Source organism: Streptomyces sp. NPDC048603, assembly GCF_043199475.1.
Lineage (GTDB): Bacteria > Actinomycetota > Actinomycetes > Streptomycetales > Streptomycetaceae > Streptomyces.
The window spans coordinates 109,377-135,882 of sequence record NZ_JBICVY010000014.1 but is presented as its reverse complement, the minus strand read 5'-3'; the positions used below and the strand labels follow the sequence as shown (position 1 = coordinate 135,882).

The following is a 26,506-nucleotide window of genomic DNA, read 5'->3' as shown; positions in this document are numbered from 1 at the left end:
GCTTCCGCCGGTCCGGGTGAGGGGCCTCAGACGGTCAGGACGATCTTGCCGCGGGTCCGGCCGGAGGTGCTGAGTTCCCAGGCCCGCGCGGCCTCCGCGAGCGGCAGCGCGTGCTCCACGCTGATCGACAGCTTGCCGGCGTCGGCGAGTTCCGTGAGGAAGGTCAGGTCGGCGGTGTCCGGCCGGGCCCACATCTTCTTGGCGCCCTTGGCCTCGGCGTCCTGATCGGCGATCGAGAGCACCCGCCCCTGCCCCGGGACCAGGGACAGCAGCAGCTCCACCCCGTCGCCGTAGAAGTCCAGTCCGGCGTCGACCCCTTCGGGTGCCAGCTCGCGGATGCGGTCCCCGAGGCCCTCGCCGTAGAGGACCGGCTCGGCGCCGAGCGACCGCAGGTAGTCGTGGTTGTGCGCGCCGGCGGAGCCGATCACCCGCAGGCCGAGGGCGACGGCGATCTGGACGCCGAGCGAGCCGGTTCCGCCGGCCGCAGAGTGGATCACCACGGTCTCGCCGGACTTCACGCCCACGCGCCTCAGCGCCTGGTACGCCGTCAGGCCCGCCAGCGGTATGCCCGCCGCCTGCTCGAAGGTCAGCCCCCGGGGCTTGCGGGCCAGGGTCCGCACCGGGGCGGAGACCAGCTCGGCGTAAGTGCCCAGCTCCACCCACTCCTTGCGGACGTACCCGTACACCTCGTCGCCCACGGCGTAGTCGGTGGTGTCCTCGCCGACCTCCTCGACGATCCCGGCCACGTCCCAGCCGGGGACGACGGGGTAGCGGACCTCCAGGGTCGAGTCGAGGTATCCGGAGGCCACCTTCCAGTCGACCGGGTTGACCCCGGCGGCCTTCACCCGGATCAGGACCTCTTCGGGGCCGACCTTCGGTAACGGAGCCTCGACCAGCTCCAGAGCGGGGGGTGTTCCGTATGCGCTGTACGTTATCGCCTTCATGATCAAGGCCAACCGGTCGCCGCGTGGGAGTATTCCGGGCGCGGGATTCCGGTTCGGGGGCGGGGGGCCGGGTTTGGCGGGGCGGGCGGGCCGGGCTCAGGCCGGAAGGGTGTTGCGGTGCGACAGGCGGCGGGCCTTGCTGACGAGGGCCTGGATCTGCGCGCCGGACTGTTCGACGTCGTCGAGCCGGGACGGGAAGGGCAGCCGGACGTCGTGGTGACCGTGCCGGTACTCCACCCGCAGGGTGAGCCCGTAGCGGTCCATCGCGAGCGGCAGTGCGCGCAGCACCGTGGTGCCCGGGGCGGGCGGCGGGGCCAGCCGGAGCAGCAGCGGGACCAGTTCGGCGTGCCCGTCGAGCAGGTGGGTGAGCATCGCGGCCTCGTGGCCGGCGAGCGGGTCGGGGTACGCCTCGTCGAGCTCGTCGAGGCCGACGTACGCGATCCCCTCCGCGGTCTCCAGGACGGCCTGGGCGTATTCCATGCAGGTGCTCGCGGACGGGTCCGGGGACTCCGCGGGGTACGGGGTGAGCAGCCGGCCGAGGACGGTGACCCGGGCGCGGACCCGGTCGCGGACCGGGGTGGGTGCGATGTCGGTGAACTCCAGCCGGACGGCCGGGCGGTCTTCCGCGCGTGCGAGCTGCTCGGGGCCGGAGAGCTCGGGTACGGGGTGGAGGTGGAAGCGGCCGAGCACGTCCGCGCCGTCCAGCCGGTGGACCTCCGTGCGGAGGCCGTCGGTGACCACGCTCATGGAGTGGGCCGCGGCGAGTACGGTCCGGACCCGCTCGGCATCGGTGGGCCGCGCTGGCGCGGGGTTGGAGGCGGGGAAGCCGGGCAGGCACATGCGGATCTCTCCATCCCGAGGAATGAGCGACGGACTGACTTAGGTTTGCCTAACCTAACCCATGCCGGGGTGGGGTCCGCAACCACGTCTCGTGCGCCACGCCCGGCCGTGTCGTTGTTGGGCTGAACGGGTGAAAGGGGGGAGGATGGGGGGATGCACAAGAAGCGTGGGGCCGAGGTGGGCCGGTGAGCAGGTACGACGTCACCGACGAACAGTGGGAGGGGCTCGCGCAGGTCGTGCCCCTGCGCAGTCGCAACGAGTGGCCGTCGCGGGTGGACCACCGCACCATCCCCACGGCTCCCGAGGCGGCCGCCGCCGAACAGCGCCGCTTCGTGGTCATCCGGGTCCAGATCTTCGCGGACGCGCGGGAGGTCGCCGAGTACCTGATCGCCCAGGTGCCGGTGCTGCTCGACCTGACCGGGGCGGACTCCGAAGTGGCCAAGCGCATCCTGGACTTCAGCAGCGGTGTGGTGTTCGGGCTCGGCAGCGGCATGCACCGGGTCGACCGGAACGTCTTCCTGCTGGCCCCGGTCGGCACCGAGGTCGAGGGGATCGCGGCCGCGGCCGTCCCCCGATCGTAGGAAGAGCGTCGCGGTGGAACGGTTCGGCGGCCGCCCGGCCCGCCGGGACGGCCGTACCGTCCGCCCATGGACGCCACCACGGACACCGCGGCGGAGGCCGCGACCGGCTCTGCGACGAACTCCTTGCCCGAGCCCCGCACGCCGGAGCCCCGCACGCCAGAGCCCCGCACGCCAGAGCCCCGCATGCCGGAGCCCCGTACGCCGGGGTTTCGCCCGCCGGACCCGAGGACGTACGGCTGGCGGGCCGGCCAGGACGCGGCCGGGGGCGCCGGGTGGGCGTCCCGGCGGCCGCAGCCGCGGCCCGTGCTGGCCGAGCTGAGGCTCTCCGCCTTCGGCCCGCACCGAGGGGCCGCGTTCGGGTTCGGGCCCGTCACGCTGATCGCCGGGCCCAGCGGCAGCGGCAAGTCCCGGCTGCTGGAGGCCTGTACGGCGCTGGCCGGGCTGGGCGCGGGAGGCACGCTGGCCGAGGTGTTCCCCGAGCCGGGAGCCTGCGTGCCCGACGGGTCGGTCCCCGACGCGGAGCGCCGGCGCGGATTCCGGATCGGCTGCACGGTCGACGGTCCGGCCGGGCCGGTCCGGCTCGACCTGGCGGTGCAGGCCGAGCCCGCCCTGCGGATCGTCGGCGAGCGGCTCAGCGCGGGCGGACGGCCGCTGCTCACCACCGCGCTGAGGGACCCCCGACTGTCCACGGTCGAGGCGGCCTGGCTGACCGACGGCACCAACGGGGTCACCCGCGCGCCGCTGCCCGACGACCGGCTCGGCACCGCGCTGCTGCCGTTGCGGGTGGCAGGCCGTACGGAGGGGCAGCGACGGGTGCTCGCGGCCGCCGAGCAGGTGGTGGTCGCCCTGCGGTCGATGTACGGGTGCGACCCGCGGCCGGAGGCCATGAGGGCTCCGGTGCCGCTCGGTGAGGGCCGGCTGGCGGGGGACTGCGCCAACCTGGCCGACGTACTGCGCCGGACCCGGCGGGAGTGCGGCACCCGGTACGCGCTGCTGGTGAACGCGGTCCGTGCCGGGTGCGCGGGCGGCGGGCCGGTCCGCGAGGTGGCCGCCCGGGCGGTGGCGGGCGGACGGGTCGCGGCCGAGCTGGTGCGGGCGTCCGGACCGGCGACCCCGCTGGCCCGGCTGGGCGAAGGGGAGCTGCGCTTCCTCGCGTTCGTCCTGGTCCTGCTCACCGGGCCGGGGGTGCTGGCGATGGACCCGGCCGCCGAACTGCCGTCCGCCCGGCAGGCGCTGACCGTGCTCGCCGACGGCCTCGACCGCTGCCTGGACCGGCGGCAGCGGGCGGAGCTGATCCGGCTGGCCCTGCGGGCGGCGGAGCGCGGTCACCTGCGGCTGGTGGCGGCGGTGGGGGAGGACGCGATGGGGGCCCGGGGGCTGCCGGGGGTGGCAGTGGTAGACCTGGTGCGGTGAGCGATGAACACGGTGCGGATGGCGGGGCGGTCGGTGGCGACGGCGTGGATGGCAGCGGGGGTGGCAGCGGGGGTGAAGGCGTGGATGACGGCGGGGAGCGGCTGGCCCGGTTGCAGCGCCGGCTGGCCGAGTTCGCGGAGGCGCGCGGCTGGGGGCCGTACCACACCCCCAAGAACCTGGCGGTGGCGCTGAGCGTGGAGGCGGCCGAACTGGTCGAGATCTTCCAGTGGCTGACGCCGGAGCAGTCGGAGCGGGTGATGGAGAAGCCGGACACCGCGCACCGGGTGGCCGACGAGGTGGCCGATGTGCTCGCGTATCTGCTGCAGTTCTGTGAGGTTCTGGGGGTGGATGTGCTGGATGCGCTCGCCGCGAAGATCGAAAGGAACGAGCTCCGTTTCCCGGTACCGGGCGGTCCGGGATCTGATCGTCACTCTTCGGAGTGATGGCGTTGTCCACAACCTTGTTTCTGTCCACATTTTCCGAATACCCCTGGCTTTACTGACTCGTTGCCCTCACTCTGGGTAGTGGTGAGTACGGGATGTCGTGCGGACGGGGGACGGCATATGGATGCGGTACGGCTGATCGCGGCCGGCCGGCATGCGCTGGCACGGAGCGGGGCGGCGATGGACATCATCGGCGAGTCCTGGCAGGCACAGGCACTGGCCCAGGGGATCGGGAGCTGGCTGGCGGTCACCGGGCCGCAGGAGCTCAGAGCGGAGGCACGGGGACTGAGGGAATCGGGGGGAAGAGGCTGCGGGGCGCTCGACCGCGCGCAGCCGCGCGGCGAGGACAGGGGCCCCGACCGCACACCACGGGCCGCCCAGTTGACGGAGGTTTCGGATGTGCGGCAGGCACTGCTGGGGTTGCAGGCGCTGCTGGGCGAGGTCGGCATAGCGCTGGTCGGGGTGGCCTGCGCCACGGATGACGACGCGCTGTACTGGCCCTGCATAGAGGCGATCGACGCGGCCGACGAGTCCAGCGACCGGGTCCGGGCGATCCTGCGCCGCCTCGCGGTCCGCGAGCGGGGTTCGGCCTCGGGCGTGGCCTGAGCCGTGCCGGCGGCGACTGAGACCGTGTGGCGGAGGGCCCTCCGGGACCGGTCGGACGTCGTCGTCCGCGCCGGGCCGGAAGGCCCTGGGGCAGCCCCGGAAGTCAGTGGGTGCCGAAGGGGGCGGGGTGCTCGGTCGTGGGGTTGTGCTTCCCGGAGGACTGCAGATCGGCGTCGAGTTCGGAGAGGTCGGCGTTGAGCGCGGCCATCAGCTCCTCCATCTGCTGGAGGAGGCCCTTCGGTGCGCCGCTCTGCGCGGGTACCGCGGGCTCCCCTGCGACGGGCTCGGGCACGGAATCCTGGGACATGGCGGCGGCCTCCTCGGCCCTGCCCTTCCGGGACGGAAGGGGGTGGCGGACGCACCGGGGATCGGTGGCCGCCGGCGCGCGGGCCGGGCGGTCCGGCTCCGGTCGGGCCAACGATCACCGTCGGCGGCGGTCACTGGCGGGAACGGGCCGGAGGCTCGACGTTGACGGAGATTCACCCTGCAGGGGCGCTCGGGGCAGGATGGGAGGCATGGATCTTCGCATTTTCACCGAGCCCCAGCAGGGCGCCTCCTACGACACCCTGCTCACCGTGGCGAAGGCAACCGAGGACCTCGGCTTTGATGCCTTCTTCCGCTCCGACCATTACCTGAAGATGGGCTCGGCCGACGGGCTGCCCGGACCGACCGACGCCTGGATCACCCTCGCCGGGCTGGCCCGCGAGACCAGCCGGATCCGGCTCGGCACGCTGATGACCGCCGGTACGTTCCGGCTGCCCGGCGTGCTGGCCATCCAGGTGGCGCAGGTGGACCAGATGTCCGGCGGCCGGATCGAGCTGGGTCTGGGCGCCGGCTGGTTCGAGGAGGAGCACAAGGCGTACGGGATCCCCTTCCCTGCGGAGCGGATCGCCCGGCTGGAGGAGCAGCTGGCGATCGTCACCGGACTGTGGGGCACCGAGGTCGGGCAGACCTTCGACTTCGAGGGCACCTACTACCGGATCGAGGGCTCGCCGGCCCTGCCCAAGCCCGCCCAGGGCAGGGTGCCGGTGCTGATCGGCGGGCACGGCGCCAAGCGGACGCCGGCACTGGCGGCGCGGTACGCGGACGAGTTCAACATGCCGTTCGCCTCCGTGGCGGACAGCCGGCGGCAGTTCGGCCGGGTCCGGGAGGCGGCCGAGCAGGCCGGCCGGAAGCCCGGGGAGCTCGTCTACTCGAACGCGCTGGTGGTGTGCGTGGGCCAGGACGACGCCGAGGTGGCCCGCCGGGCCGCCGCCATCGGCCGGGAGGTCGACGAGCTGAAGGCCAACGGGCTGGCCGGTTCCCCGGCCGAGGTCGTGGAGAAGATCGGCACCTACGCGGAGGCCGGCTCCTCCCGCATCTACCTGCAGGTCCTCGACCTGGACGATCTGGACCACCTGGAGCTGATCTCCGCCGGGGTCCTCTCCCAGCTCGGCTGACGTTCCGATGACGCGCGCATCCGGCCCGCTCGCCGCCGCCCTGGACCGCCGGACCGTCCTGCTGGACGGCGGTCTGAGCAACCAGCTCGCCGACCAGGGCTGCGACCTGTCCGGCGGCCGGTGGACGGGCCGGGTGCTCGACGAGGCACCCGACCAGGTCGCCGCCGCCCACACCGCGTACGTCCGGGCCGGCGCCGAGGTGCTGATCACCGCGAGCTACCAGGTGGGGGACGAGCCCGCACTGCTGCGGCGCAGCGTCGTCCTGGCCGCGCGGGCCGCCGAGGCGGCGGAGCACGAGGTGTGGGTGGCCGCCTCGGTCGGCCCGTACGGGGCACTGCTGGCGGACGGCTCCGAGTACCGGGGCCGCTACGGGCTGACGGTCCGGCAGCTCGCGGACTTCCACCGGCCGCGGATCGAGGCCCTGCTGGCCGCGGGCCCGGACGTGCTCGCCCTGGAGACCGTCCCGGACACCGACGAGGCCGAAGCCCTGCTGTCGGTGCTCGCCGGCACGGGCGTCCCGGTCTGGCTCTCGTACACGGTCGAGGGCGGCCGTACCCGGGCCGGGCAGCCCCTGACCGAGGCGTTCGAACTCGCCGCCGGGGTCCCGGAGGTGATCGCCGCCGGGGTCAACTGCTGCGACCCCGGGGAGGTCCTGCCGGCCATCGCGCTCGCCGTCGGCATCACCGGCCGGCCGGCGGTGGTGTACCCCAACGACGGTTCGGTCTGGGACCCCGCCACCGCCACCTGGCACTCCCCGCCGGACCCCCGCCCCTGGCCGGTCGCCGCCTGGCAGCGGGCCGGCGCCCGCCTGATCGGCGGCTGCTGCCGCGTCGGCCCCTCCGGCATCGGGGACCTGGCGCGCACGCTGCCGGGCGGCCCGCCGGGCAGCGCCGGTGAGGACGCCCTCTGAGGACCGTCCGCGGGCGACAGGCCGCGCCCGCCGGTCACGGAGCGGTGCACATCACCGTGGCGAAGAGATTGCGCTCGGCGTCGAAGTCCGTGTTCGTGGCCCGGACCTCCCAGCCCGTGTCCGTCGGGCCCGACTCGTTGAAGAGGACCACGGGGCTGCCGGATGCGCCACCGCCGGTCGGCACCCGGCCGGCGGGGCATTCCGCCCGCACCGTGCCCACCGCTCCGGGCGCCAGCTTCAAGACGCGGCTGAATCCGTAGGCGGGCTGTGAGTCGGAGCAGCTGACGTGTGCCCTCACGTAGGACAGGGGAGCGTCCGGGTCGTACACGGTGTATTTCGCCCGTGCGTTCCACCGTCTGGCCATCGGTGTTCCGGGGACGTCCAGCATGCTGAGGAACGTCATGCTGCCGGCCTGGCCACCGCCGCCCACCGTGTACTGGGAACCGCAGTCCGCCGTGCTGTACTCGGCCGACTCGCCGGGCTGGATGGGCTGGTCCGGCCCTGCCTGGTAGGTGATGGTCGGGTCCGTGGTGCAGACCACCCGGGGATGGACGGTGTGCACCTCGTCGCTGCTGTTGTAGACCCGTACCCGCCACCTGTTGCCGTCCACCGGCATCGATTCGGTGAGGTAGACGGCGCTGACCGGGTCGGTCTCGACCGTCGCGCCTCCGCCCGTGGGCTTCGTGCCCTGCGGGCAGTACGCCACCACCGTTCCCTGTCGGCGGGGGAACAGGACGAGCGGGTGGCCCGGCTGCTGGGTGACGGTGCGCGGCGCGTTGAACGTCGCCCGGTCTTCCGCCCATGCGGACGGGGCGGCGACGGGAAGAACAGTGGCGAGCATCGCCGTGGTCGTCAGTGCGGCGGTGCGCAGGTATTTCATTCCGGCCTCCTCGTGGTGCTGCCATCGGAAGGCATCGGAGTCGGAACTGCCCGGCCCCCACAGCCGGGGCGAGCCGTGAGCGCCCGTACGCACCCGGCAATTCACCCGTTCGCCCGCAGGCGCGGCGGTGCCGCGCCGGCTGTCCGCCGGCCGTGGACCGCCGCGCCCGCGAGAGCGTCAGTGGCAGGTGGTGTAGCCGCGGCCGTTGGCCTTCCAGGAGCAGGAGTCCTTCTTGGCCCCGTTCGCGGCGTACAGGGTGACGCCGCCCTTGCTGTTGTTGAACCAGAAGTTGTTCGCCTTCCGGTACACCGTGGAGGCGGTGTTGGTGCCCTGGCCGTTGCGCACCCGCACGGTCTTGCCCGCGCCCAGGACGAACGAGCCGCTGAAGGTGGCCTTGAAGCCCGAGTCGGTGCGGACCGTGTAGCCCTTCAGCTGCATCGCCGAGCGGGTGTTGTTGTGGATGTCGACGTACTCGGCGTTCAGCTTCGCGTTCGTCTGCGGACGGTCCGCGCCCGGGCCGTCGAACTGGAGCGCGCCGAAGTGCAGGCCGCCCTGGTGCGCGGCGGCCGAGGCCGGCGGCGCGGCCAGGATGCCGAGGGCGAGCGCGGCGGACGCGGCGGAAGCGCCGAGTATGTGGGTCTTCTTCATGGGATCCCCCCTGCTGATGGCATGACGAAGGCCCCGCTCCGCACTGCGGCATGATGGAGCCGGGGCCGGCGTCATCATCGCATAGCCCCGATCAAGTTGAGTGCATGCGTTACATGCAGGCGATCAACTTTGGGTGCAGAAGGGGCAGCATGTGAAGGTCACCACCGGCGTGAACAGCGTCACCGTGGAGGAACTGGCCGGGTACGAGCAGTACGCGTTCGTGGTCTCGTTCCCGGCGGACGGCGCCAAACCCCACGGGTTCTACGTCTCCGGGCCCGACGACCGTCCCCTCACCCCGACCTTCCTGAGGAGGCTGCCGCTCGACACCGTCCTCAAGGCCGCGGCCGAGGCGCGCGTCGTCCAACTCGGCGGGGCACCGGCACCCGCGGACCGGTCCCGCCCGTACGGCGGCGGTGAGGAGCACACCGCCAGGGTCGCCGAGCTCTACCTCTGGGCGATCGACCACGGCATCCCGCCCCGCCGCGCCATCGCCGCCCGCTGGGGCCGCTCGGAGGCCACCGCGGGCCGGTGGATCGCGGAGGCCCGCCGCGCGGGCCACCTTCCCCCGCACGACGCCTGACCTGCGCCGCACGCGCACCGCACGGAGCCCGGCGCCCGCCGCCCGGCGCTGGAAAACCGCTGGCCGGAGCCCTGAGGCCCGCCCATACTCACACGCATGTTCCTGACCGTCGGTACGACCGGCACTCCCGAGAAACCCGCCACCGACCTCGGCTTCCTCCTCCACAAGCATCCCGGCAGGAGCCAGGCCTTCAGCACCTCCCACGGCACCGCGCACGTCCTGTACCCCGAGGCCACGGCCGAACGGTGCACGGCTGCGCTGCTGCTCGAGGTCGACCCGGTGGCGCTGGTCCGGCGAGGTCAGGGCAAGGGCCGCGGCGGAGCTCCCGACGCCGCCCTCGCGCAGTACGTCAACGACCGCCCGTACGCCGCCTCCTCGCTGCTCGCCGTGGCCCTCGGCAGTGTCTTCCGCTCCGCCCTCCAGGGCCGGTGCACGGCCCGGCCCGAGCTGCCGGAGCAGCCGCTGCCGCTGCGCGTCGAGATCCCCGCACTGCCCGCGCGCGGCGGGGCGGAGCTGGTGCACCGGCTGTTCGGGCCGCTCGGCTGGGCCTCCGTGACGGCCGAGCCGGTCCCGCTCGACGAGCACTTCCCGGAGTGGGGCGACTCCCGCTACGTCCGGCTGGTGCTGGAGGGCGAGCTGCGGCTGGCCGACGCCCTGCGGCAGCTCTACGTCCTGCTGCCCGTCCTGGACGACGCCAAGCACTACTGGGTGGCCCCCGACGAGGTCGACAAGCTGCTCCGGGCCGGCGACGGCTGGCTGGCCGGACACCCCGAGCACCGGCTGATCACCGCCCGCTACCTGTCCCGCCGCTGGGGCCTGACCCGCGACGCCATGGAGCGGCTGGAGCTGGTCCGGCTCGCCGAGGCCGACGGCAGCGAGGTCGAGGACATCGACAACGCGGTCGACGAAGGCCAGGACACGGAGGAGCGACCGGTGCCGCTCGCCGAGCGGCGGCGCGAGGCGATCCTCGCCGCCCTGCGCGAGGCCGGCGCCCGGCGGGTGCTCGACCTGGGCTGCGGCCAGGGGCAGCTGGTGCAGGCCCTGCTCAAGGACCTCGCGTTCACCGAGATCGTGGGCGTGGACGTGTCCATGAAGGCCCTGTCCGTCGCCGCGAAGCGGCTGCGCCTGGACCGCATGGGCGAGCGGCAGAGCTCCCGCGTACGGCTGCTGCAGGGCTCGCTCGCCTACACCGACAAGCGGCTCGCCGGCTACGACGCGGCCGTGCTCAGCGAGGTGATCGAGCACCTGGACCTGCCCCGGCTCCCCGCCCTGGAGTACGCCGTGTTCGGTTCGGCCCGGCCCCGTACCGTGGTGGTGACCACGCCGAACGTCGAGTGCAACGTGCGCTGGGAGTCCCTGCCCGCCGGACACGTCCGGCACCGCGACCACCGCTTCGAATGGACCCGCGAGGAGTTCCGGACCTGGTCGGCGGGGATCGCCGAGCGGTACGGCTACGCCGTCGCGTACGTGCCCGTCGGCGAGGACGACCCCGAGGTCGGCCCGCCCACCCAGATGGCCGTCTTCACCACCCTGACCGCAGACACCACAGCCGCCACCGACACGACCCCGAAGGAGGGAGAGGCCGCATGAGCACGCCCACCGCGCCGACCGCGCCGACCGCACCCGCCGCACCGCAGAAGAAGCGGGTGCTGCCCGTCACCGACCTGTCCCTCGTCGTGCTGATCGGGGCCACCGGATCGGGCAAGTCCACCTTCGCCCGGAAGCACTTCAAGCCCACCGAGGTGCTGTCCTCCGACTACTGCCGCGGCCTGGTCGCCGACGACGAGAACGACCAGAGCGCCAGCAAGGACGCCTTCGACGTCCTCCACTACATCGCGGGCAAGCGGCTGGCCGCCGGCCGGCTCACCGTCGTCGACGCCACCAGCGTCCAGCAGGACGCCCGCCGCCAGCTGGTCCAGCTCGCCCGCGCGCACGACGTGCTGCCCATCGCGATCGTCCTCGACCTGCCCGAGGAGGTCTGCGCCGTGCGCAACGCCACCCGCCCCGACCGCGCCGGGCTGCCCCGCGCCGTCATCCAGCGGCACCGCCGCGAACTGCGCCGCTCGCTGCGCGGCCTGGAGCGCGAGGGCTTCCGCAAGGTGCACGTGCTGCGCAGCGCCGAGGAGGTGGACGCCGCCGAGGTGGTGCTGGAGAAGCGCTTCAACGACCTCAGGCACCTCACCGGCCCCTTCGACATCGTCGGTGACATCCACGGCTGCTCCTCGGAGCTGGAGACCCTGCTCGGCAGGCTCGGGTACGAGGACGGCGTGCACCCCGAGGGACGGACCGCCGTGTTCGTCGGCGACCTCGTCGACCGAGGGCCGGACAGCCCGGGCGTGCTCCGACGGGTCATGGGCATGGTCAAATCGGGCAACGCCCTGTGCGTGCCCGGAAACCACGAGAACAAGCTCGGCCGCCACCTGAAGGGCCGCAAGGTCCAGCTCACCCACGGCCTCGCCGAGACCGTCGAGCAGCTGGCCCGGGAGGACGAGGAGTTCGTCGCCGAGGTCCGCACCTTCATCGACGGCCTGGTCAGCCACTACCTGCTGGACGGCGGGAAGCTGGTCGTCTGCCACGCCGGACTCCCGGAGAAGTACCACGGCCGCACCTCGGGCCGGGTCCGCTCGCACGCCCTGTACGGCGACACCACCGGCGAGACCGACGAGTTCGGGCTGCCCGTGCGCTACCCGTGGGCCGAGGAGTACCGGGGCAAGGCCACCGTCGTCTACGGCCACACCCCGGTCCCCGACACCTCCTGGATCAACAACACCATCTGCCTGGACACCGGCGCCGTGTTCGGCGGGCGGATGACCGCGCTGCGCTGGCCGGAGCGCGAGCTGGTCGACGTACCGGCGGAGAAGGTCTGGTACGAGCCGGTCAAGCCGCTGGCCGCCGCGGCCCCCGGGGGACACGAGGGCCGGCCGCTGGACCTGGCCGACGTGCACGGGCGGCGGACCGTGGAGACCCGGCACCTGGGGAACGTCGCCGTGCGCGAGGAGAACGCGGCCGCGGCCCTGGAGGTCATGAGCCGCTTCGCCGCCGATCCGCGCCTGGTGCCGTACCTGCCGCCGACCATGGCCCCGACCGCCACGTCCAAGGAGGATGGCTACCTGGAGCACCCGGCCGAGGCGTTCGCGCAGTACCGCAAGGACGGCATCGAGCGGGTGGTGTGCGAGGAGAAGCACATGGGCTCCCGGGCCGTGGTGCTGCTCTGCAAGGACGCCGCCGCAGCCACGGAACGGTTCGGGGTGCAGGGGCCGTCCGGCTCCGTGTACACCCGCACCGGACGCCCCTTCTTCGATGACCCGGCCACCACCGAGGAGGTCCTCGCCCGGCTCCGGGACGCGGTCTCCGCGGCCGGGCTGTGGGAGGAACTCGCCACCGACTGGCTGCTGCTGGACGGCGAGCTGCTGCCCTGGTCGCTGAAGTCGGCCGGTCTGCTCCGCAGCCAGTACGCGGCGGTGGGCGCGGCCGCCGGCGCGGCCTTCCCGGCGGCGCTCGCCGCGCTGGAGGCGGCCGCGGCACGCGGCGTCGACACCGCGGAGCTCACGGCCCGGCAGCGGGACCGGGCGGCCGACGCGGCTGCCTTCACCGACGCCTACCGCCGCTACTGCTGGACCACCGACGGGCTGGACGGGGTGCGGTTCGCGCCCTTCCAGCTGCTCGCGGCCCAGGGGCGCAGCCTCGCGGCGGTGCCGCACGACCGGCAGCTGGCCTGGCTGGACCGGCTGGTCGAGGCCGACGAGAAGGCGGGCACCGGGCTGCTGCGCCGTACGGGGCGGATCGTCGTCGACACCGGCGACGAGGATTCCGTACGGGCGGGCACCGACTGGTGGCTGGAGCTGACGGAGGCGGGCGGCGAGGGCATGGTCGTCAAGCCGCTCCAGGCGTACGCGCACGATACGGGCGGGCGGCTGGTGCAGCCCGGCGTCAAGGTGCGCGGCCGGGAGTACCTGCGGATCATCTACGGTCCGGAGTACACCCGTCCGGAGAACCTGGAGCGACTGCGGCAGCGCTTCCTCGGCCACAAGCGGTCGCTGGCACTGCGGGAGTACGCGCTGGGACTGGAAGGGCTGGACCGGCTGGCCGCCGGCGAGCCGCTGTGGCGGGTGCACGAGACGGTGTTCGCCGTGCTGGCGCTGGAGTCGGAGCCGGTGGACCCCCGCCTCTAGGGGGTGTCCGCGCGGCGCCCGCACCGCGCCCGCGCCATTCCGGCGACCACGGGAACGGCGCGGGCACGGCGCGGGAGCGGCCCGGGAGCGGCGTCAAGGGCCGCACGGCGCGGTTGTGACCAGGTGCGCACGGGCTCGTTCTTCCATGAAGCGGATGTACGTGATCCATGTGGAAGGACGGAACGTCAGATATGAAGATGACCGCGCGCGGAAGCATTGCGGCGCTCATGACCTGTATGGCCGCGGCGGGGGCGGCCTCCCCGGCCGTGGCCGATGTCCCGGTCGGGGTCCCGCTGGAGGGCGTCGAGTCCGCGCTGGGCATGGACGCCCCGCGCGTGGCCACCGGTGTACCGGTGCCCGTGGTCGGCGCGATCGACGCTCCCCGGTTCCACACCGGGGAGCTCATGCCCGAGCGGACCCTGCCGGCGGTTCCCCTGGACCTCGGCCTCGGCCGCACCCTGGTCGCCTCCAAGGTGCCGAACGCCCTCGGCCCGGAGAAGAAGGAGGCCGAGGGCTCCCTGGAGGCCCCGGCCACCACCATGGCGGCGCGCGGCCCCGGCGCGGTGGTCGGTCTGCCGCTGACCGCGCCGGACGCCTCCAACTACGGCCTGCCCAACCTGACCCTCCCCAGGCTGGGGGTGGTCTCCCCGGAGCTGATCGGCGAGCCCTCGGCGCTTCTCGGCCTGCGCTGAGCGACGGCCTGCGCTGAGCGACGGTCCGCGCTGAGGGGCGGCCTGCGCCGAGACGGCGCTGCGGCAACTCCACGTCAAAACGCCGCCCGGTCTGCGAACGTGTACCGCATGGGATTCCATGTCGATTCCGAGACCGGGCGGCTCCGCCGCGTCATACTGCACCGGCCCGACCTGGAGCTGAAGCGGCTCACACCGAGCAACAAGGACGCGCTGCTCTTCGACGACGTCCTGTGGGTGCGCCGGGCCCGCCAGGAGCACGACGGCTTCGCGGACGTGCTGCGCGACCGCGGGGTCGAGGTACACCTCTTCGGGGACCTGCTGCGCGAGGCGCTGGACCTGCCCGAGGCGAGACGTCTGGTCCTTGACCGGGTGTTCGACGAGAAGGAGTACGGCCCGCTCGCCACCGACCACCTCCGGTCGGTCTTCGACGAGCTGCCCTCCGCCGATCTGACCGAGGCGCTGGTGGGCGGGATGACCAAGCGGGAGTTCCTGGAGCGGCACGCCGAACCGGTGTCCGTCCGCTTCCACGCCCTGGAGCTGGACGGCTTCCTGCTCGGCCCGCTGCCCAACCACCTGTTCACCCGGGACACCTCGGCCTGGATCTACGACGGGGTGTCGATCAACGCCATGCGCTGGCCGGCCCGGCAGCGGGAGACCGTGCACTTCGAGGCGATCTACAAGCACCACCCCCTGTTCACCGGCTCGGGTCCCTTCCACTACTGGTCGCAGGGCCAGGCCGACTACCCCTCCACCATCGAGGGCGGGGACGTCCTGGTCATCGGGAACGGGGCGGTGCTGATCGGGATGAGCGAGCGCACCACCCCGCAGGCGGTGGAGATGCTGGCGCGCGGGCTGTTCGCGGCCGGTTCGGCGCGCACCATCGTGGCGCTGGACATGCCCAAGCGCCGGGCCTTCATGCACCTCGACACGGTGATGACCATGGTCGACGGGGACACCTTCACCCAGTACGCGGGCCTGGGCATGCTCCGCTCCTACACCATCGAGCCGGGCGGCGACGGGCAGGAGCTGAAGGTCACCGACCATCCGCCGGAGCACATGCACCGGGCGATCGCCGCCGCCCTCGGGCTGGACTCCATCCGGGTGCTGACCGCCACCCAGGACGTGCACTCGGCGGAGCGGGAACAGTGGGACGACGGCTGCAACGTGCTGGCCGTGGAGCCGGGCGTGGTGATCGCGTACGAGCGGAACGTCACCACCAACACCCACCTGCGCAAGGAGGGCATCGAGGTGATCGAGATCCCGGGCAGTGAGCTGGGGCGCGGCCGGGGCGGTCCCCGGTGCATGAGCTGCCCGGTCGAGCGCGACCCGGTGTGACGGGGCGCGGCGGCCCGGTGTGACGAGCCCCTCGGAGACTTTCCGTATAGCAATGCAGAGGATCGTATAGACTTCCATAGCCCCCTTGTCCCGCGCCACCCTGGAGCACCTCATGGCCATCGACCTCGCCGGCCGCAGTTTCCTCAAGGAACTCGACTTCACCGCCGCCGAGTTCCGCGGCCTGGTCGAGCTGGCCGCCGAACTGAAGGCGGCCAGGAAGGCGGGCACCGAGGTGCGCCGGCTCCAGGGCCGCAGCATCGCGCTGATCTTCGAGAAGACCTCCACCCGCACCCGCTGCGCCTTCGAGGTCGCCGCCGCCGACCAGGGTGCGCACACCGTCTACCTGGACCCTTCCGGCTCGCAGCTGGGCCACAAGGAGTCGGTCAGGGACTCGGCGCGGGTGCTCGGCCGGATGTTCGACGCCATCGAGTACCGGGGCGACAGCCAGGACTCCGTCGAGGAGCTCGCCGCGTACGCGGGCGTCCCCGTCTACAACGGGCTGACCGACGACTGGCACCCCACCCAGATGCTGGCCGACGTGCTCACCATGACCGAGCACACGGACAAGCCCCTCGAAGCCGTCTCCTTCGCCTACCTCGGCGACGCCCGGTTCAACATGGGCAACTCCTACCTGGTCACCGGCGCCCTGCTCGGCATGGACGTACGGATCGTCGCTCCCGAGGCGTACTGGCCGGCCGAGCCGGTCGTGGCCCGGGCCCGGGAGCTCGCGCAGGCCAGCGGCGCCCGGATCACCCTGACCGAGGACGTGGCCGAGGGGGTCGCGCAGGCCGACTTCGTCGCCACCGACGTCTGGGTGTCCATGGGTGAGCCCAAGGAGGTGTGGGACGAGCGGATCGAGGCGCTGCGCGACTACGCGGTCACCATGGACGTGCTGCGCGCCACCGGCAACCCGGACGTGAAGTTCCTGCACTGCCTGCCGGCCTTCCACGACCTCGGCACCAAGGTCGGGCGGGAGATCCACGAGCGGCACGGCCTCACCGCCCTGGAGGTCACCGACGAGGTCTTCGAGTCGGCGCACTCGGTGGTCTTCGACGAGGCGGAGAACCGGCTGCACACCATCAAGGCCGTCATGGTGGCCACCCTCGCGGGACCCGCCGCATAGTCATACGGCGCGGTTTATCGCGAGTTCATGACGACAGTCACGGATCGGTGCTACCGTCGGGACCGTGAGCCCCTTCACCGGTTCCGCAGCAGGCACGCAACGGTGGCGCCACCTCCGCGTCACCCGGCAGGACGGCGTCGCCACCGTCACCCTCGACCGCCCCCAGAAGCTGAACGCGCTCACCTTCGGCGCCTACGCCGACCTGCGCGATCTGCTCGCCGAGCTCTCCCGTGAACGCTCCGTCCGGGCCCTGGTGCTCGGCGGCGAAGGCCGCGGCTTCTGCTCCGGCGGCGACGTGGACGAGATCATCGGCGCCACCCTCGCCATGGACACCGCCCAGCTCCTGGACTTCAACCGGATGACCGGCCAGGTGGTGCGCGCCATCAGGGAGTGCCCCTTCCCGGTGATCGCCGCCGTGCACGGCGTGGCCGCCGGCGCCGGCGCGGTCCTCGCGCTCGCCGCCGACTTCCGGATCGCCGACCCCACCGCCCGCTTCGCGTTCCTGTTCACCCGGGTGGGCCTGTCCGGCGGCGACATGGGCGCCGCCTACCTGCTGCCCCGCGTGGTCGGCCTCGGCCACGCCACCCGGCTGCTGATGCTGGGCGAGCCCGTCCACGCCGACGAGGCGATGCGCATCGGCCTGCTCGGCGAGCTCACCGAGGAGGGCAAGGCGGGCGTCCGGGCCGCCGAACTCGCCGACCGCCTCGCCGCCGGCCCCGCCCTCGCCTACGCCCAGACCAAGGCCCTGCTCACCGCCGAACTCGACATGCCGCTGGCCGCCTCGGTGGAACTGGACGCCGCCACCCAGGCCCTGCTGATGAACGGCGAGGACTACGCCGAGTTCCACGCGGCGTTCACCGGCCGGCGCCCGCCCGCCTGGCGGGGACGGTAGCCGTGCGGGCCGCCGTCACCGGCGGAGGACCGGGCGGGCTGTACGCGGCCGCGCTGCTCGCCCGCCGCGGCCACGAGGTCACCCTGTGGGAACGCAACGCACCCCACGACACCTTCGGCTTCGGCGTGGTGCTCTCCGACGAGACCCTCGGCGGCATCGAGAGCGCCGACCCGGAGGTGTACGCGGCACTGTCCGCCGAGTTCGTCCGCTGGGACGACATCGACATCGTCCACCGCGGCCGGCTGCTCACCTCCGGCGGCCACGGTTTCGCCGCCCTCGGCCGCCGCCGCCTCCTGGAGATCCTCCACGAGCGGTGCACCGGCCTCGGCGTGGACCTGCGGCTGCGCCGCGAGGCCCCGGACCCGGCCGCGCTGGCAGCCTCGTACGACCTGGTGGTCGCCGCAGACGGGGTGCACAGCGCCACCCGCGAGGCCCTCGCCGAGCACCTCCGGCCCACCGTCACCACCGGCCGCTGCCGCTACATCTGGCTGGCCGCCGACTTCGCCTTCGACGCCTTCCGCTTCGAGATCGCCGAGACCGAGCACGGCGTGATGCAGCTCCACGGCTACCCCTACGCCCGCCCGTCGCCCGACCGCCACCCCTCAACGAGGCCCTCCGGGCCACAGAATGATTCCGGCTCCTCCACGGTCATCGTGGAGATGCGCGAGGAGGTGTGGCACGCGGCCGGGTTCGACCTCTGCGACGAGACCGAGTCGGCCGCCCGCTGCGCCAAGATCTTCGGCGAGGCGCTGCGCGGGCGCGCCCTGCGCGGAAACCGCTCGGCGTGGACCGCCTTCCGGACCGTCGTCAACGAGCGCTGGTCGTACGGCAACACGGTGCTGCTCGGCGACGCCGCCCACACCGCGCACTTCTCCATCGGCTCGGGCACCAAACTGGCCGTCGAGGACGCCCTCGCCCTGGCCGACGCCGTCGGCGCGGCGCCCGGCGACGTGCCCGCCGCCCTCGCCGCGTACGAGGAGGCCCGCAGGCCCGCCGTCGCCTCCACCCAGCGCGCGGCCGCCGCCAGCATGCGCTGGTTCGAGGGCCTTGCCGGGTACACCGGGCAGCCCGCCCGGCAGTTCGCCTTCAACCTGCTCACCCGCAGCCGCCGGGTCACCCACGACAACCTGCGGCTGCGCGACGCCCGCTTCACCCGCAGCGTCGAGCGGGACTTCGGCTGCCCCGACGCCGCCACCCCGCCGATGTTCACCCCGTACCGGCTGCGCGGCCTGACCCTGCGCAACCGGGTGGTGGTCTCCCCGATGGACATGTACTCCGCCGTGGAGGGGGTGCCCGGCGACTTCCACCTGGTCCACCTCGGCTCCCGCGCCCTGGGCGGCGCCGGCCTGGTGATGACCGAGATGGTCTGCGTGTCGCCCGAAGGACGCATCACCCCCGGCTGCGCCGGCCTGTACACCGACGAGCAGGCCGAGGCGTGGCACCGGATCGCGGACTTCGTCCACACCTCCGCGGCGGGCACCGCGCTCGGCGTCCAGCTCGGCCACTCCGGCCGCAAGGGCTCCACCAGGGTCATGTGGGAGGGCATCGACGAACCGCTGCCGGAGGGCAACTGGCCGGTGGCGGCCGCGTCCCCGCTGCCCTACCGGCCGGGCCTGAACCAGACCCCGCACGCCCTGACCGAGCCCGAACTCGCCGGGATCCGCGATCAATTCACGGCCTCCGCGACCCGGGCCGCGGCCTGCGGCTTCGACCTGCTGGAACTGCACTGCGCGCACGGCTACCTGCTGTCCGGCTTCCTCTCCCCGCTCACGAACCGCCGTACGGACGCCTACGGCGGCACCCTGGAAGGCCGGCTCCGGTTCCCGCTGGAGGTCTTCGACGCGGTCCGCGCGGTCTGGCCGGAGGACCGCCCCGTGACGGTCCGCATCTCCGCCACGGACTGGGCGGAGGGCGGCACCACGGAGGAGGACGCGGTGGCGATCGCCGCCGCCTTCGCCGCGCATGGCGCCGACGCCATCGACGTCTCCACCGGCCAGGTGGTCGCCGACGAGCGCCCCGAATACGGCCGCTCCTACCAGACCCCCTACGCCGACCGGATCCGCAACGCCCTCGGCGTCCCGGTCATCGCCGTCGGCGCGATCTCCTCCTGGGACGACGTCAACTCCCTCCTGCTGGCCGGCCGCGCAGACCTGTGCGCCCTGGCCCGCCCGCACCTGTACGACCCGCACTGGACCCTGCACGCGGCCGCGGACCAGGGCTACGACGGCCCCGCCGCGCCCTGGCCGGCCCCCTACCGGGCGGGCAGCCGCAAACCGCCGACCGGCAAGGGCTGAGCCGGTAAGGGCTGAGCCGGCCCGGACTGACCCCGGCCCGGGCAGGCCCGTCAGGCCAGGTCCATCACCGCCCGGTCCTCCACGGGGCGGTAGCCCAGGCGCAGGTACACGCCGTTGCTGGTGGGGTTGGCCAGGTCGGTGAACAGCAGCACCTCCTCGGCCCCGGAGGCGTACGCCGCCGTGCTCGCGGCGGCCGTGACGCCGGCGGCGTAGCCGCGGCCGCGCAGTGGAGCCGGGGTGTAGACGGGGAAGAGGCGCGCGGTGCCGCCGATGGTGCGGGAGAAGCCCGCCATGGAGACGGGCGTCCCGTCCGGGTCCTCCCAGAGCAGCAGTCCGCCGTAGGAGAGCCGGTCCAGGAGCGCGGCCTCGGAGGGGACGAAGTCGTCGCCGACGTCGCGGGCGAAGGCCGCGAACCACTCCAGGAGCAGCGGAAGGTCGTCCGGGACGGCCGGACGGGAACCGCCCGCCGGAGCCGGATCCGGCGGGACCAGCCCCTCCCGCCCCGGCAGCCGGTACAGCCGCTGCTCCTCCTCCACCCGGGCCGGCCGGCCCCGGGCCGCGGCCAGCGCCTCGGCGTCGGCCCGCCGGGCGTTGACCCCGCCGGCCGCGGCGAACAACGGCTCCGCACCCAGCGCGGCCACCGCCTCCGCCGGCACGGCACCGAGCAGCAGCGGATGCGGCGGGGTCCACAGCAGCGCCCCGGCCACCCGCCCGTCGGGACCGGTCCACCAGCCGAAGACCGGGTCCTCGTCCCCGAAGGCGTGCGGACCGCGCCGCGCCAGCGCATCGGCCACGGTGAGCAGCATGGTGTTGGAGACGGCGTTCGCGGCCACGGCGGGCCCCGCGGTCCGGAGGTACGAGTTCAGATCACGCGTGAAGGTCCAGGTCATGGCCCATGGTCGCGGATCTCCCGTCCACCGCGCACTCGATTTCACCGTGCTCTCGGGCCACCAACCCAGGGGCGCGGGGAACTGCGCGACCGGCCACGGACCGCCCGCAGGCCCGGAACGGCCGTACAGTCCCCGGACGGGGCCCGGGGCGGAGCCCGGTTTCGGGAAAGGGCGGGGAGGGGAACAGCCCGCGGAGCGGCAAGCCACGGCACCGGGCCGCCGGGCCCGGGCTGACCCGCGCCGGACCGGCGCGACGGTCAGAGCCCGACGAAGGCCGCGCCCACGTCCCGCAGCCGGGCGTGCAGCTCCGCGAAGACCGCCGCCGAGCGGTCGCCCGGCCAGTCCGAGGGCAGCAGGGCGCGCGGCAGGCCGGGGTCGGCGTACGGGAGGCGGCGCCAGCTGTCCAGGGCCGTCAGGTAGTCCCGGTAGGCGGCCTCCGGGTCCGGGGCCGCGCCGTTCTGCCAGCCCCGCAGCACCGGCTCGTGCAGGTCCAGGAACTCCTCGTGCTGCTTGGCCAGCGAGGTCAGGTCCCACCAGCGGGCCACCGCCTCCGCCGTGGGGGCGAAACCGAGGTGCCCGCCGCGGAACAGTTCCACGTACGCGGTGAGCTGGAGCCGGTCGAGGGTGTGCCGGGTCTCGTCCTCCAGGTGCGCGGGGGCGATCCACAGGCCCGGCGCGACCGTCCCGAAGCCCAGCCGGGCCAGCCGGGAGCGCAGCAGGTGCCGCTTGTTCCGCTCCTGCTCGGGGACCGAGAAGGTGGCCAGCAGCCAGGTCGGTTCCCCGGCGGCGGCCGGCGGGGCCGCGTAGATCCGCCGGTCGCCGTCCTCCAGCAGCTCACGGGCCTCGTCGGAGAGGCCGTAGCCGGCGGAGCCGTCCGCCGCCCGGCCGGGCACCAGGAACCCGCGCCGCTTGAGCCGGGACACCGAGGACCGCACCGAGGGGGCGTCCACGCCGGCCGCGCCCAGCAGGCGGACCAGCGCGGACACGGGGACGGGCCCCTCGGCGGCCCGCCCGTAGGCGCCGTAGAAGGTGACGATCAGGGATCGCGGAGTGTGCTGCTCGGCCACGTGGTCACCTGATGTCTTCCGTTTCTCCCCGGTCTGAATGCCGGGGAGAAACGGGTCCATGGGCCGGAGCCGCGACGCGGCGGAGTTCTCTACGCATCTGTGCTGACCTGCACTCGTTTCCGTTGTCAGTGGTGACTGTTAGCTTCCAGCCCATGACGACGACAGCGTTGGCCGCCGAAGGGACCGGGCATGCCCGGTATACCTTCCGGCTTCGGGTGTCGTCCACCGCGCGCGCTGGTCTTGAGGGTGAGTGGGCGCGGTGCCGGTGGGTGTGGAACGAGTGTGTGGCTGTGTCCCGCCGTGTGCACGCCCGTAACGAGGCCGCCACGGGTGAGAAGACGACGTGTGGTCCGGCACAGCTGGACAGGATGCTGACCGGGGCCCGCCGGTCGATGGCCTGGCTGCGGCAAGGTAGCTCGGTTCCACAGCAGCAAGTCATCCGGGACTTCGCAAAGTCCCGGGCGAAGGCGGTCAAGGACATCAAGGCGGGGCTGCCGGTGCGGCAGCGGGCCGGGATGCCCCGCATCAAGCGGAAGCGTGAGGCGCTGCCCACACTGAATTACACAACCCGGGGTTTCCGCCTCAAGGACGGGCGGCTGCGCCTGGCGGGCGGGATCGTACTGACGGTGGTGTGGTCCCGGGACCTGCCCGCCGCTCCGTCGTCGGTGCGGGTGTACCGGGACAGCCTCGGCCACTGGTACGCCTCGTTCGTCGTGGCCTCGCCCGCCATCGAATGCCTGCCGGAGAACGGCCGGGCGATCGGCATCGACTGGGGCGTGAAGGAGACTGCCACCACCACCTCCGACACCCACGACCTGCCCCACCCCCAGCACGGCAAGACGGCTGCCGTGAAGCTGGCCGGGTACCAGCGGATGATGGCCCGCCGCGCGACGCCGAAGAACCGGCCCGACACCGCCGGCTACCGCAAGGCCCGCCGCCAGGCGTCGAAGGTGTCGAAGAAGATTGCCTGGCAGCGGCAGGATGCCGGCCGCAAGTGGGCCAAGACCATCGTCCGCGACTTCGGCACGATCGCGGTGGAGGACTTCCGGCCGAAGTTCCTGGCGAAGTCCACGATGGCCCGCAAGGTGGCCGACGCCGCGATCGGCGCGACGAAGACGGCGCTGGTCGAGATGGCCCGCAAGCACGGGCGCACCCTGTATCTGGTCCACCCCGCGCACACCACGATGGACTGCGCCAAGTGCGGAGCGAGAGCCAAGCACGCACTCCCCCTCTCGATGAGAACGTACGAGTGCACCGCGTGCGGAGCGGTGTCCCCCAGGGACAAGAACTCCGCAGCCGTGATACTCGTCCGGGCTGGTCTCAACCCGGCTGGTGCCGATCTTGTAAGTCCCATCACCTGCTAGGTGCCAGGCGAAGTGAGCCAGGAATCCCCTCCCCTCAAGGAGGGGAGGTTTCAATCTAGATCCCGCAGCCGGAAGCGTTGAATCTTCCCGGTCGCCGTCCGGGGGAGCGCGGGCAGGAAAACGAAGGTCCGCGGGCATTTGTGCGGGGCCAGCTCGTCCTTCATGAAGGCCCGCAGCACGTCCTCCGACACCGCAGAACCCTCCCGGGTCACCGCGTACGCCACCACGATCTGGCCGCGCCGCTCGTCCGGCCGCCCCACCACGGCCGCCTCCAGCACGTCCGGGTGGCGCAGCAGGGCCTCCTCCACCTCCGGGCCGGCGATGTTGTACCCCGCCGAGATGATCATGTCGTCGGCGCGGGCCACGTAGCGGAAGTACCCCTCCGGGTCGCGGACGTAGGTGTCCCCGGTGAGGTTCCAGCCGTCGCGCACGTACTCGCCCTGCCGCGGATCGGCCAGGTAGCGGCAGCCCACCGGGCCGCGCACCGCGAGCAGCCCCGGTTCGTTGTCCGCCACCGGCTTGCCGTCCGGGTCCACCACCCGGGCCTGCCAGCCGGGCACGACCCGCCCGGTGGTGCCCGGGCGGATGTCCTCGTCGGCGGCGGAGATGAAGATGTGGAGCAGCTCGGTCGCCCCGATGCCGTTGATGATCCGCAGGCCGGTGCGCTCGTGCCAGGCCCGCCAGGTCGCGGCCGGCAGGTTCTCCCCGGCGGAGACGCACCGGCGGAGGGCGGACAGGTCGTGGCCGTCCAGCTCGCAGAGCATGGCTTTGTAGGCGGTGGGCGCGGTGAACAGCACGGTCACCCGGTGCTCGGCCAGGGCCGGCAGCAGCTGCCTGGGGCCGGCCTGCTCCAGCAGCAGCGCGCAGGCCCCGGCCCGCAGCGGGAAGACCACCAGGCCGCCGAGGCCGAAGGTGAAGCCGAGCGGCGGGCTGCCGGCGAACAGGTCGTCCGGGCGCGGGCGCAGCACCTGCCGGGAGAAGGTGTCGGCGACGGCCAGCACGTCACGGTGGAAGTGCATGCAGCCCTTGGGCCGGCCGGTGGTCCCGGAGGTGAAGGCGATCAGCGCCACGTCATCGGCGGACGTGGGCACGGCCGGGAAGGGCCCGCCCCGCTGCTCCCCGGTCAGCCGCAGCAGGTCGCCGGGGTCCGTTCCGCCGTACGGGGTGATCCGCAGGCCGGGGACGGCGGCCCGCTCCAGGTCCGCCAGCACCGAGGTGTGGCACAGCGCGAACTGCACCCGGGCCATCGCGCACACCGTGGCCAGCTCCTGGGCACGCTGCTGCGCCAGCACGGTGACGGCCACCGCGCCCGCCTTCACCACCGCCAGCCAGCAGGCGGCCAGCCAGGGGCCGGTCGGGCCGCGCAGCAGCACCCGGTTGCCGGGGACCACGCCCAGGTCCTCGGTGAGCACCCGGGCGATCCGGTCCACCCGCTCCTGGAGCACGCCGTACGTCCACACCTCGCCGGTGGCGGTGCGGAAGGCCGGCCGGTCCGGGCCGAAGCGCGCGACGGTGGCGTCCAGCAGCTCGGCCGCACAGTTCAGCCGGTCCGGGTAGGCCAGTTCGGGTAACGGGAAGACCAGGTCCGGCCAGGCGTGCCGGGGTGGCAGGTGGTCGCGGGCGAAGGTGTCGGCATGGGCGGAAGGCAGGAGTTCCAAGGCGGGATCGCCCCCTTGCACAACGGTCCGGGCCCCGTTGTGCGGGACCGAGTGGATGGAGCCGGCCGTGCGGTCGCGCCATCGAGCGTATCGTGACGGTGACGGCAGTCAACTGAACGCGATAAAACTGGGGACAATCGATGCCCGAATTCGCGCTGGAGAAGGAACAAGAGGAACGGGCCGGGCGGCTGCGCGCCCTGGCCGCCGAGCAGCTCCACCCGCTGGCGGCACGCGGGGAGCCCGGCCGGGTCAACCGGCCCCTGCTCGCCGCCCTGGGGGAACTCGGCCTGCTGGAGCGCATGTTCGATTCCGGAGCGCTGGAGCTCTGCCTGCTGCGGGAGTCCCTGGCGTACGGCTGCACCGAGGCGGAGACCGCGCTGGCCCTGCAGGGGCTCGGGGGCTACCCGGTGCTGCGCGGCGGCAGCGCGGCGCAGCGGGAGCGCTGGCTGCCGGCCGTACGGCGGGGAGCGGCGGTGGCCGCCTTCGCGCTGAGCGAGCCGGGCGCCGGGTCGGACGCGGCGGCGCTGGAGCTGCGTGCGGAGCCGGACGGGGAGGGATGGCGGCTCACGGGGGAGAAGCGGTGGATCTCCAACGCCCCGGAGGCGGACTTCTACACCGTGTTCGCCCGGACGGGGGAGGCCGCCGGGGCGCGCGGGGTCACCGCCTTCCTGGTCCCGGCCGGCCGCCCCGGGCTGACCGGCGAAGCGCTGGAGATGCTCTCGCCGCACCCGATCGGGGCCCTGGCCTTCGACGGGGTGCCGGTCGGGCCCGGGGATCTGCTGGGGGAGCCCGGCCGGGGGTTCCGGCTGGCCATGGACACCCTGAACCGCTTCCGGCCCAGCGTGGGGGCCTTCGCGGTGGGGATGGCCCGGGCAGCCCTGGATGCGGCGCTCGCGCACACCGCCCGGCGGGAGGCGTTCGGCGGGGTGCTGGGTGACCTCCAGGCGGTGGCGCACCGGATCGCGGAGATGGCCACCCGGACCGAGGCGGCCCGGCTGCTGGTCCACGCGGCCGCCGCCGCGTACGACGCGGGGGCACCGGACGTGGCCCGGCGGGTGGCGATGGCGAAGCTGCTGGCCACCGAGACGGCGCAGTACGTGGTGGACCACGCGGTACAGCTGCACGGCGCACGGGCGTTGCAGCGCGGCCACCTGCTCGAACACCTGTACCGCGAGGTGCGGGCACCGCGCATCTACGAGGGGGCCAGCGAGGTGCAGCGCACCATCATCGCCAGGGAGCTGTACCGCGAGGCGGGCGTGGCGGGGCCCGCGGGCGGGGCCGGCGGGGCCGGCGTGGCGGAGGGGGCGCGATGAGCCTGGAACGGGTCAACCCGGCGGAACTCTCCCCGCCCACCGGCTTCTCGCACGCGGTGGTCGCCTCCGGTACGCGCCTGGTGCTGCTGGCCGGGCAGACGGCGCTGGACGGCGCGGGCGCGGTGGTGGGGAAGACCCTGCCCGAGCAGTTCGAGCGTGCGCTGGCCAACCTGCTCGCCGCGCTCGCCGCGGCGGGCGGTACTCCGGACCGGCTCGCCCGGGTCACCGTCTACGCGGCCGACGTGGCGGCGTACCGCGAGCACGCACCCGAACTGGGCCGGATCTGGAGGAAGTTGGCGGGGCGGGACTATCCGGCGATGGCGGTGGTCGGCATCACCCGGCTGTGGGACGAGGAGGCGATGGTGGAGCTCGACGGGATCGCCGTCATCGAGTGAGTGTTCGACTGATTTTGACAGCGGCCC

Annotated in this window: 25 protein-coding genes; 17 read left to right on the top strand and 8 right to left on the bottom strand. The window is 73.4% G+C overall.

What is annotated here, in order from left to right; all coding sequences use genetic code 11:
* Positions 1–26 precede the first annotated feature (26 nt).
* The gene (locus tag ACGFQ9_RS30925) at positions 27–944 is read right to left on the bottom strand and encodes an NADP-dependent oxidoreductase (protein ID WP_393578357.1); all 918 of its coding nucleotides are present in this window, start codon (positions 942–944) and stop codon (positions 27–29) included.
* Between the two features lie 96 nt (positions 945–1,040).
* Positions 1,041–1,784 (bottom strand): DUF2470 domain-containing protein, encoded by a 744-nt coding sequence (locus ACGFQ9_RS30920; protein ID WP_393578355.1) that lies wholly within the window; start codon positions 1,782–1,784, stop codon positions 1,041–1,043.
* 185 nt (positions 1,785–1,969) lie between these two features.
* On the opposite strand from ACGFQ9_RS30920, the gene ACGFQ9_RS30915 reads away from it, so the two are divergent.
* The 4 genes from ACGFQ9_RS30915 to ACGFQ9_RS30900 all read left to right on the top strand — a co-directional run bounded on the left by ACGFQ9_RS30915 (position 1,970) and on the right by ACGFQ9_RS30900 (position 4,827).
* Positions 1,970–2,365, top strand: coding sequence for a cell division protein SepF (locus ACGFQ9_RS30915; protein ID WP_393578353.1), 396 nt, complete (start codon positions 1,970–1,972; stop codon positions 2,363–2,365).
* A 183-nt stretch (positions 2,366–2,548) separates the two neighbouring features.
* Positions 2,549–3,778 (top strand): ATP-binding protein, encoded by a 1,230-nt coding sequence (locus tag ACGFQ9_RS30910; RefSeq protein WP_393578467.1) that lies wholly within the window; start codon positions 2,549–2,551, stop codon positions 3,776–3,778.
* A 101-nt stretch (positions 3,779–3,879) separates the two neighbouring features.
* On the top strand, positions 3,880–4,221 hold the full coding sequence (locus ACGFQ9_RS30905; protein ID WP_393578465.1) for a nucleotide pyrophosphohydrolase: 342 nt from the start codon (positions 3,880–3,882) through the stop codon (positions 4,219–4,221).
* Between the two features lie 120 nt (positions 4,222–4,341).
* The gene (locus ACGFQ9_RS30900; RefSeq protein WP_393578352.1) at positions 4,342–4,827 is read left to right on the top strand and encodes a DUF6099 family protein; all 486 of its coding nucleotides are present in this window, start codon (positions 4,342–4,344) and stop codon (positions 4,825–4,827) included.
* 103 nt (positions 4,828–4,930) lie between these two features.
* On the opposite strand, the gene ACGFQ9_RS30895 is transcribed toward ACGFQ9_RS30900, so the two are convergent.
* Entirely contained in the window at positions 4,931–5,134 is a 204-nt protein-coding gene (locus ACGFQ9_RS30895; protein WP_393578350.1) for a hypothetical protein, read from the bottom strand.
* A gap of 208 nt (positions 5,135–5,342) precedes the next feature.
* Here ACGFQ9_RS30895 and ACGFQ9_RS30890 point away from each other — a divergent pair, with 208 nt between their 5' ends.
* Together ACGFQ9_RS30890 and mmuM are read left to right on the top strand one after the other, a co-directional pair.
* Positions 5,343–6,266: an LLM class F420-dependent oxidoreductase gene (locus ACGFQ9_RS30890; protein ID WP_393578349.1), complete on the top strand. Its 924-nt coding sequence runs from the start codon at positions 5,343–5,345 to the stop codon at positions 6,264–6,266.
* A 7-nt stretch (positions 6,267–6,273) separates the two neighbouring features.
* On the top strand, positions 6,274–7,176 hold the full coding sequence (mmuM, locus tag ACGFQ9_RS30885; RefSeq protein WP_393578348.1) for a homocysteine S-methyltransferase: 903 nt from the start codon (positions 6,274–6,276) through the stop codon (positions 7,174–7,176).
* A gap of 34 nt (positions 7,177–7,210) precedes the next feature.
* On the opposite strand, the gene ACGFQ9_RS30880 is transcribed toward mmuM, so the two are convergent.
* The gene (locus tag ACGFQ9_RS30880) at positions 7,211–8,056 is read right to left on the bottom strand and encodes a hypothetical protein (protein ID WP_393578346.1); all 846 of its coding nucleotides are present in this window, start codon (positions 8,054–8,056) and stop codon (positions 7,211–7,213) included.
* 177 nt (positions 8,057–8,233) lie between these two features.
* Positions 8,234–8,704, bottom strand: a complete 471-nt coding sequence (locus tag ACGFQ9_RS30875; protein WP_393578344.1) for a lamin tail domain-containing protein — start codon at positions 8,702–8,704, stop codon at positions 8,234–8,236.
* 151 nt (positions 8,705–8,855) lie between these two features.
* Between ACGFQ9_RS30875 and ACGFQ9_RS30870 the strand changes: the two genes are divergently transcribed.
* The 8 genes from ACGFQ9_RS30870 (at position 8,856) to ACGFQ9_RS30835 (ending at position 19,792) form a co-directional block, all read left to right on the top strand.
* Positions 8,856–9,284, top strand: coding sequence for a hypothetical protein (locus ACGFQ9_RS30870; RefSeq protein ID WP_393578343.1), 429 nt, complete (start codon positions 8,856–8,858; stop codon positions 9,282–9,284).
* Positions 9,285–9,380: 96 nt separating this feature from the next.
* The gene (locus ACGFQ9_RS30865; protein WP_393578342.1) at positions 9,381–10,874 is read left to right on the top strand and encodes a 3' terminal RNA ribose 2'-O-methyltransferase Hen1; all 1,494 of its coding nucleotides are present in this window, start codon (positions 9,381–9,383) and stop codon (positions 10,872–10,874) included.
* On the top strand, positions 10,871–13,456 hold the full coding sequence (locus ACGFQ9_RS30860) for a polynucleotide kinase-phosphatase (RefSeq protein WP_393578341.1): 2,586 nt from the start codon (positions 10,871–10,873) through the stop codon (positions 13,454–13,456). The genes ACGFQ9_RS30865 and ACGFQ9_RS30860 overlap by 4 nt, the downstream gene beginning before the upstream one ends.
* A gap of 191 nt (positions 13,457–13,647) precedes the next feature.
* Positions 13,648–14,148: a hypothetical protein gene (locus tag ACGFQ9_RS30855; protein ID WP_393578339.1), complete on the top strand. Its 501-nt coding sequence runs from the start codon at positions 13,648–13,650 to the stop codon at positions 14,146–14,148.
* Positions 14,149–14,256: 108 nt separating this feature from the next.
* Positions 14,257–15,483, top strand: a complete 1,227-nt coding sequence (locus tag ACGFQ9_RS30850; protein WP_393578338.1) for an arginine deiminase — start codon at positions 14,257–14,259, stop codon at positions 15,481–15,483.
* Positions 15,484–15,595: 112 nt separating this feature from the next.
* The gene (argF, locus tag ACGFQ9_RS30845; protein WP_393578463.1) at positions 15,596–16,606 is read left to right on the top strand and encodes an ornithine carbamoyltransferase; all 1,011 of its coding nucleotides are present in this window, start codon (positions 15,596–15,598) and stop codon (positions 16,604–16,606) included.
* A 64-nt stretch (positions 16,607–16,670) separates the two neighbouring features.
* Positions 16,671–17,498: an enoyl-CoA hydratase family protein gene (locus ACGFQ9_RS30840; RefSeq protein ID WP_393578336.1), complete on the top strand. Its 828-nt coding sequence runs from the start codon at positions 16,671–16,673 to the stop codon at positions 17,496–17,498.
* 2 nt (positions 17,499–17,500) lie between these two features.
* The gene (locus ACGFQ9_RS30835; protein ID WP_393578335.1) at positions 17,501–19,792 is read left to right on the top strand and encodes a bifunctional salicylyl-CoA 5-hydroxylase/oxidoreductase; all 2,292 of its coding nucleotides are present in this window, start codon (positions 17,501–17,503) and stop codon (positions 19,790–19,792) included.
* Positions 19,793–19,842: 50 nt separating this feature from the next.
* Here ACGFQ9_RS30835 and ACGFQ9_RS30830 read toward each other — a convergent pair whose 3' ends face one another.
* The gene (locus ACGFQ9_RS30830) at positions 19,843–20,682 is read right to left on the bottom strand and encodes a GNAT family N-acetyltransferase (RefSeq protein WP_393578333.1); all 840 of its coding nucleotides are present in this window, start codon (positions 20,680–20,682) and stop codon (positions 19,843–19,845) included.
* 257 nt (positions 20,683–20,939) lie between these two features.
* A complete protein-coding gene (locus tag ACGFQ9_RS30825) occupies positions 20,940–21,749 on the bottom strand; it encodes a PaaX family transcriptional regulator C-terminal domain-containing protein (RefSeq protein WP_393578332.1) in 810 nt (269 codons plus the stop codon).
* Between the two features lie 152 nt (positions 21,750–21,901).
* Between ACGFQ9_RS30825 and ACGFQ9_RS30820 the strand changes: the two genes are divergently transcribed.
* Positions 21,902–23,113, top strand: coding sequence for an RNA-guided endonuclease InsQ/TnpB family protein (locus ACGFQ9_RS30820; protein ID WP_393578331.1), 1,212 nt, complete (start codon positions 21,902–21,904; stop codon positions 23,111–23,113).
* Positions 23,114–23,163: 50 nt separating this feature from the next.
* On the opposite strand, the gene ACGFQ9_RS30815 is transcribed toward ACGFQ9_RS30820, so the two are convergent.
* The gene (locus ACGFQ9_RS30815; RefSeq protein WP_393578329.1) at positions 23,164–24,771 is read right to left on the bottom strand and encodes an AMP-binding protein; all 1,608 of its coding nucleotides are present in this window, start codon (positions 24,769–24,771) and stop codon (positions 23,164–23,166) included.
* 140 nt (positions 24,772–24,911) lie between these two features.
* Here ACGFQ9_RS30815 and ACGFQ9_RS30810 point away from each other — a divergent pair, with 140 nt between their 5' ends.
* A complete protein-coding gene (locus ACGFQ9_RS30810; protein WP_393578328.1) occupies positions 24,912–26,084 on the top strand; it encodes an acyl-CoA dehydrogenase family protein in 1,173 nt (390 codons plus the stop codon).
* Positions 26,081–26,479: a RidA family protein gene (locus ACGFQ9_RS30805; RefSeq protein ID WP_393578327.1), complete on the top strand. Its 399-nt coding sequence runs from the start codon at positions 26,081–26,083 to the stop codon at positions 26,477–26,479. Before ACGFQ9_RS30810 ends, ACGFQ9_RS30805 begins: the two co-directional genes overlap by 4 nt.
* Positions 26,480–26,506: the final 27 nt, after the last annotated feature.

Coding starts and splice junctions, on each gene's coding strand:
- ACGFQ9_RS30925 (WP_393578357.1), bottom strand. CDS start 944: ATGAAGGCGATAACGTACAGCGCATACGGAACACCCCCCGCTCTGGAG.
- ACGFQ9_RS30920 (WP_393578355.1), bottom strand. CDS start 1,784: ATGTGCCTGCCCGGCTTCCCCGCCTCCAACCCCGCGCCAGCGCGGCCC.
- ACGFQ9_RS30910 (WP_393578467.1), top strand. CDS start 2,549: ATGCCGGAGCCCCGTACGCCGGGGTTTCGCCCGCCGGACCCGAGGACG.
- ACGFQ9_RS30900 (WP_393578352.1), top strand. CDS start 4,342: ATGGATGCGGTACGGCTGATCGCGGCCGGCCGGCATGCGCTGGCACGG.
- ACGFQ9_RS30895 (WP_393578350.1), bottom strand. CDS start 5,134: ATGTCCCAGGATTCCGTGCCCGAGCCCGTCGCAGGGGAGCCCGCGGTA.
- ACGFQ9_RS30890 (WP_393578349.1), top strand. CDS start 5,343: ATGGATCTTCGCATTTTCACCGAGCCCCAGCAGGGCGCCTCCTACGAC.
- mmuM (WP_393578348.1), top strand. CDS start 6,274: ATGACGCGCGCATCCGGCCCGCTCGCCGCCGCCCTGGACCGCCGGACC.
- ACGFQ9_RS30880 (WP_393578346.1), bottom strand. CDS start 8,056: ATGAAATACCTGCGCACCGCCGCACTGACGACCACGGCGATGCTCGCC.
- ACGFQ9_RS30875 (WP_393578344.1), bottom strand. CDS start 8,704: ATGAAGAAGACCCACATACTCGGCGCTTCCGCCGCGTCCGCCGCGCTC.
- ACGFQ9_RS30865 (WP_393578342.1), top strand. CDS start 9,381: ATGTTCCTGACCGTCGGTACGACCGGCACTCCCGAGAAACCCGCCACC.
- ACGFQ9_RS30860 (WP_393578341.1), top strand. CDS start 10,871: ATGAGCACGCCCACCGCGCCGACCGCGCCGACCGCACCCGCCGCACCG.
- ACGFQ9_RS30855 (WP_393578339.1), top strand. CDS start 13,648: ATGAAGATGACCGCGCGCGGAAGCATTGCGGCGCTCATGACCTGTATG.
- ACGFQ9_RS30850 (WP_393578338.1), top strand. CDS start 14,257: ATGGGATTCCATGTCGATTCCGAGACCGGGCGGCTCCGCCGCGTCATA.
- argF (WP_393578463.1), top strand. CDS start 15,596: ATGGCCATCGACCTCGCCGGCCGCAGTTTCCTCAAGGAACTCGACTTC.
- ACGFQ9_RS30830 (WP_393578333.1), bottom strand. CDS start 20,682: ATGACCTGGACCTTCACGCGTGATCTGAACTCGTACCTCCGGACCGCG.
- ACGFQ9_RS30820 (WP_393578331.1), top strand. CDS start 21,902: ATGACGACGACAGCGTTGGCCGCCGAAGGGACCGGGCATGCCCGGTAT.
- ACGFQ9_RS30810 (WP_393578328.1), top strand. CDS start 24,912: ATGCCCGAATTCGCGCTGGAGAAGGAACAAGAGGAACGGGCCGGGCGG.
- ACGFQ9_RS30805 (WP_393578327.1), top strand. CDS start 26,081: ATGAGCCTGGAACGGGTCAACCCGGCGGAACTCTCCCCGCCCACCGGC.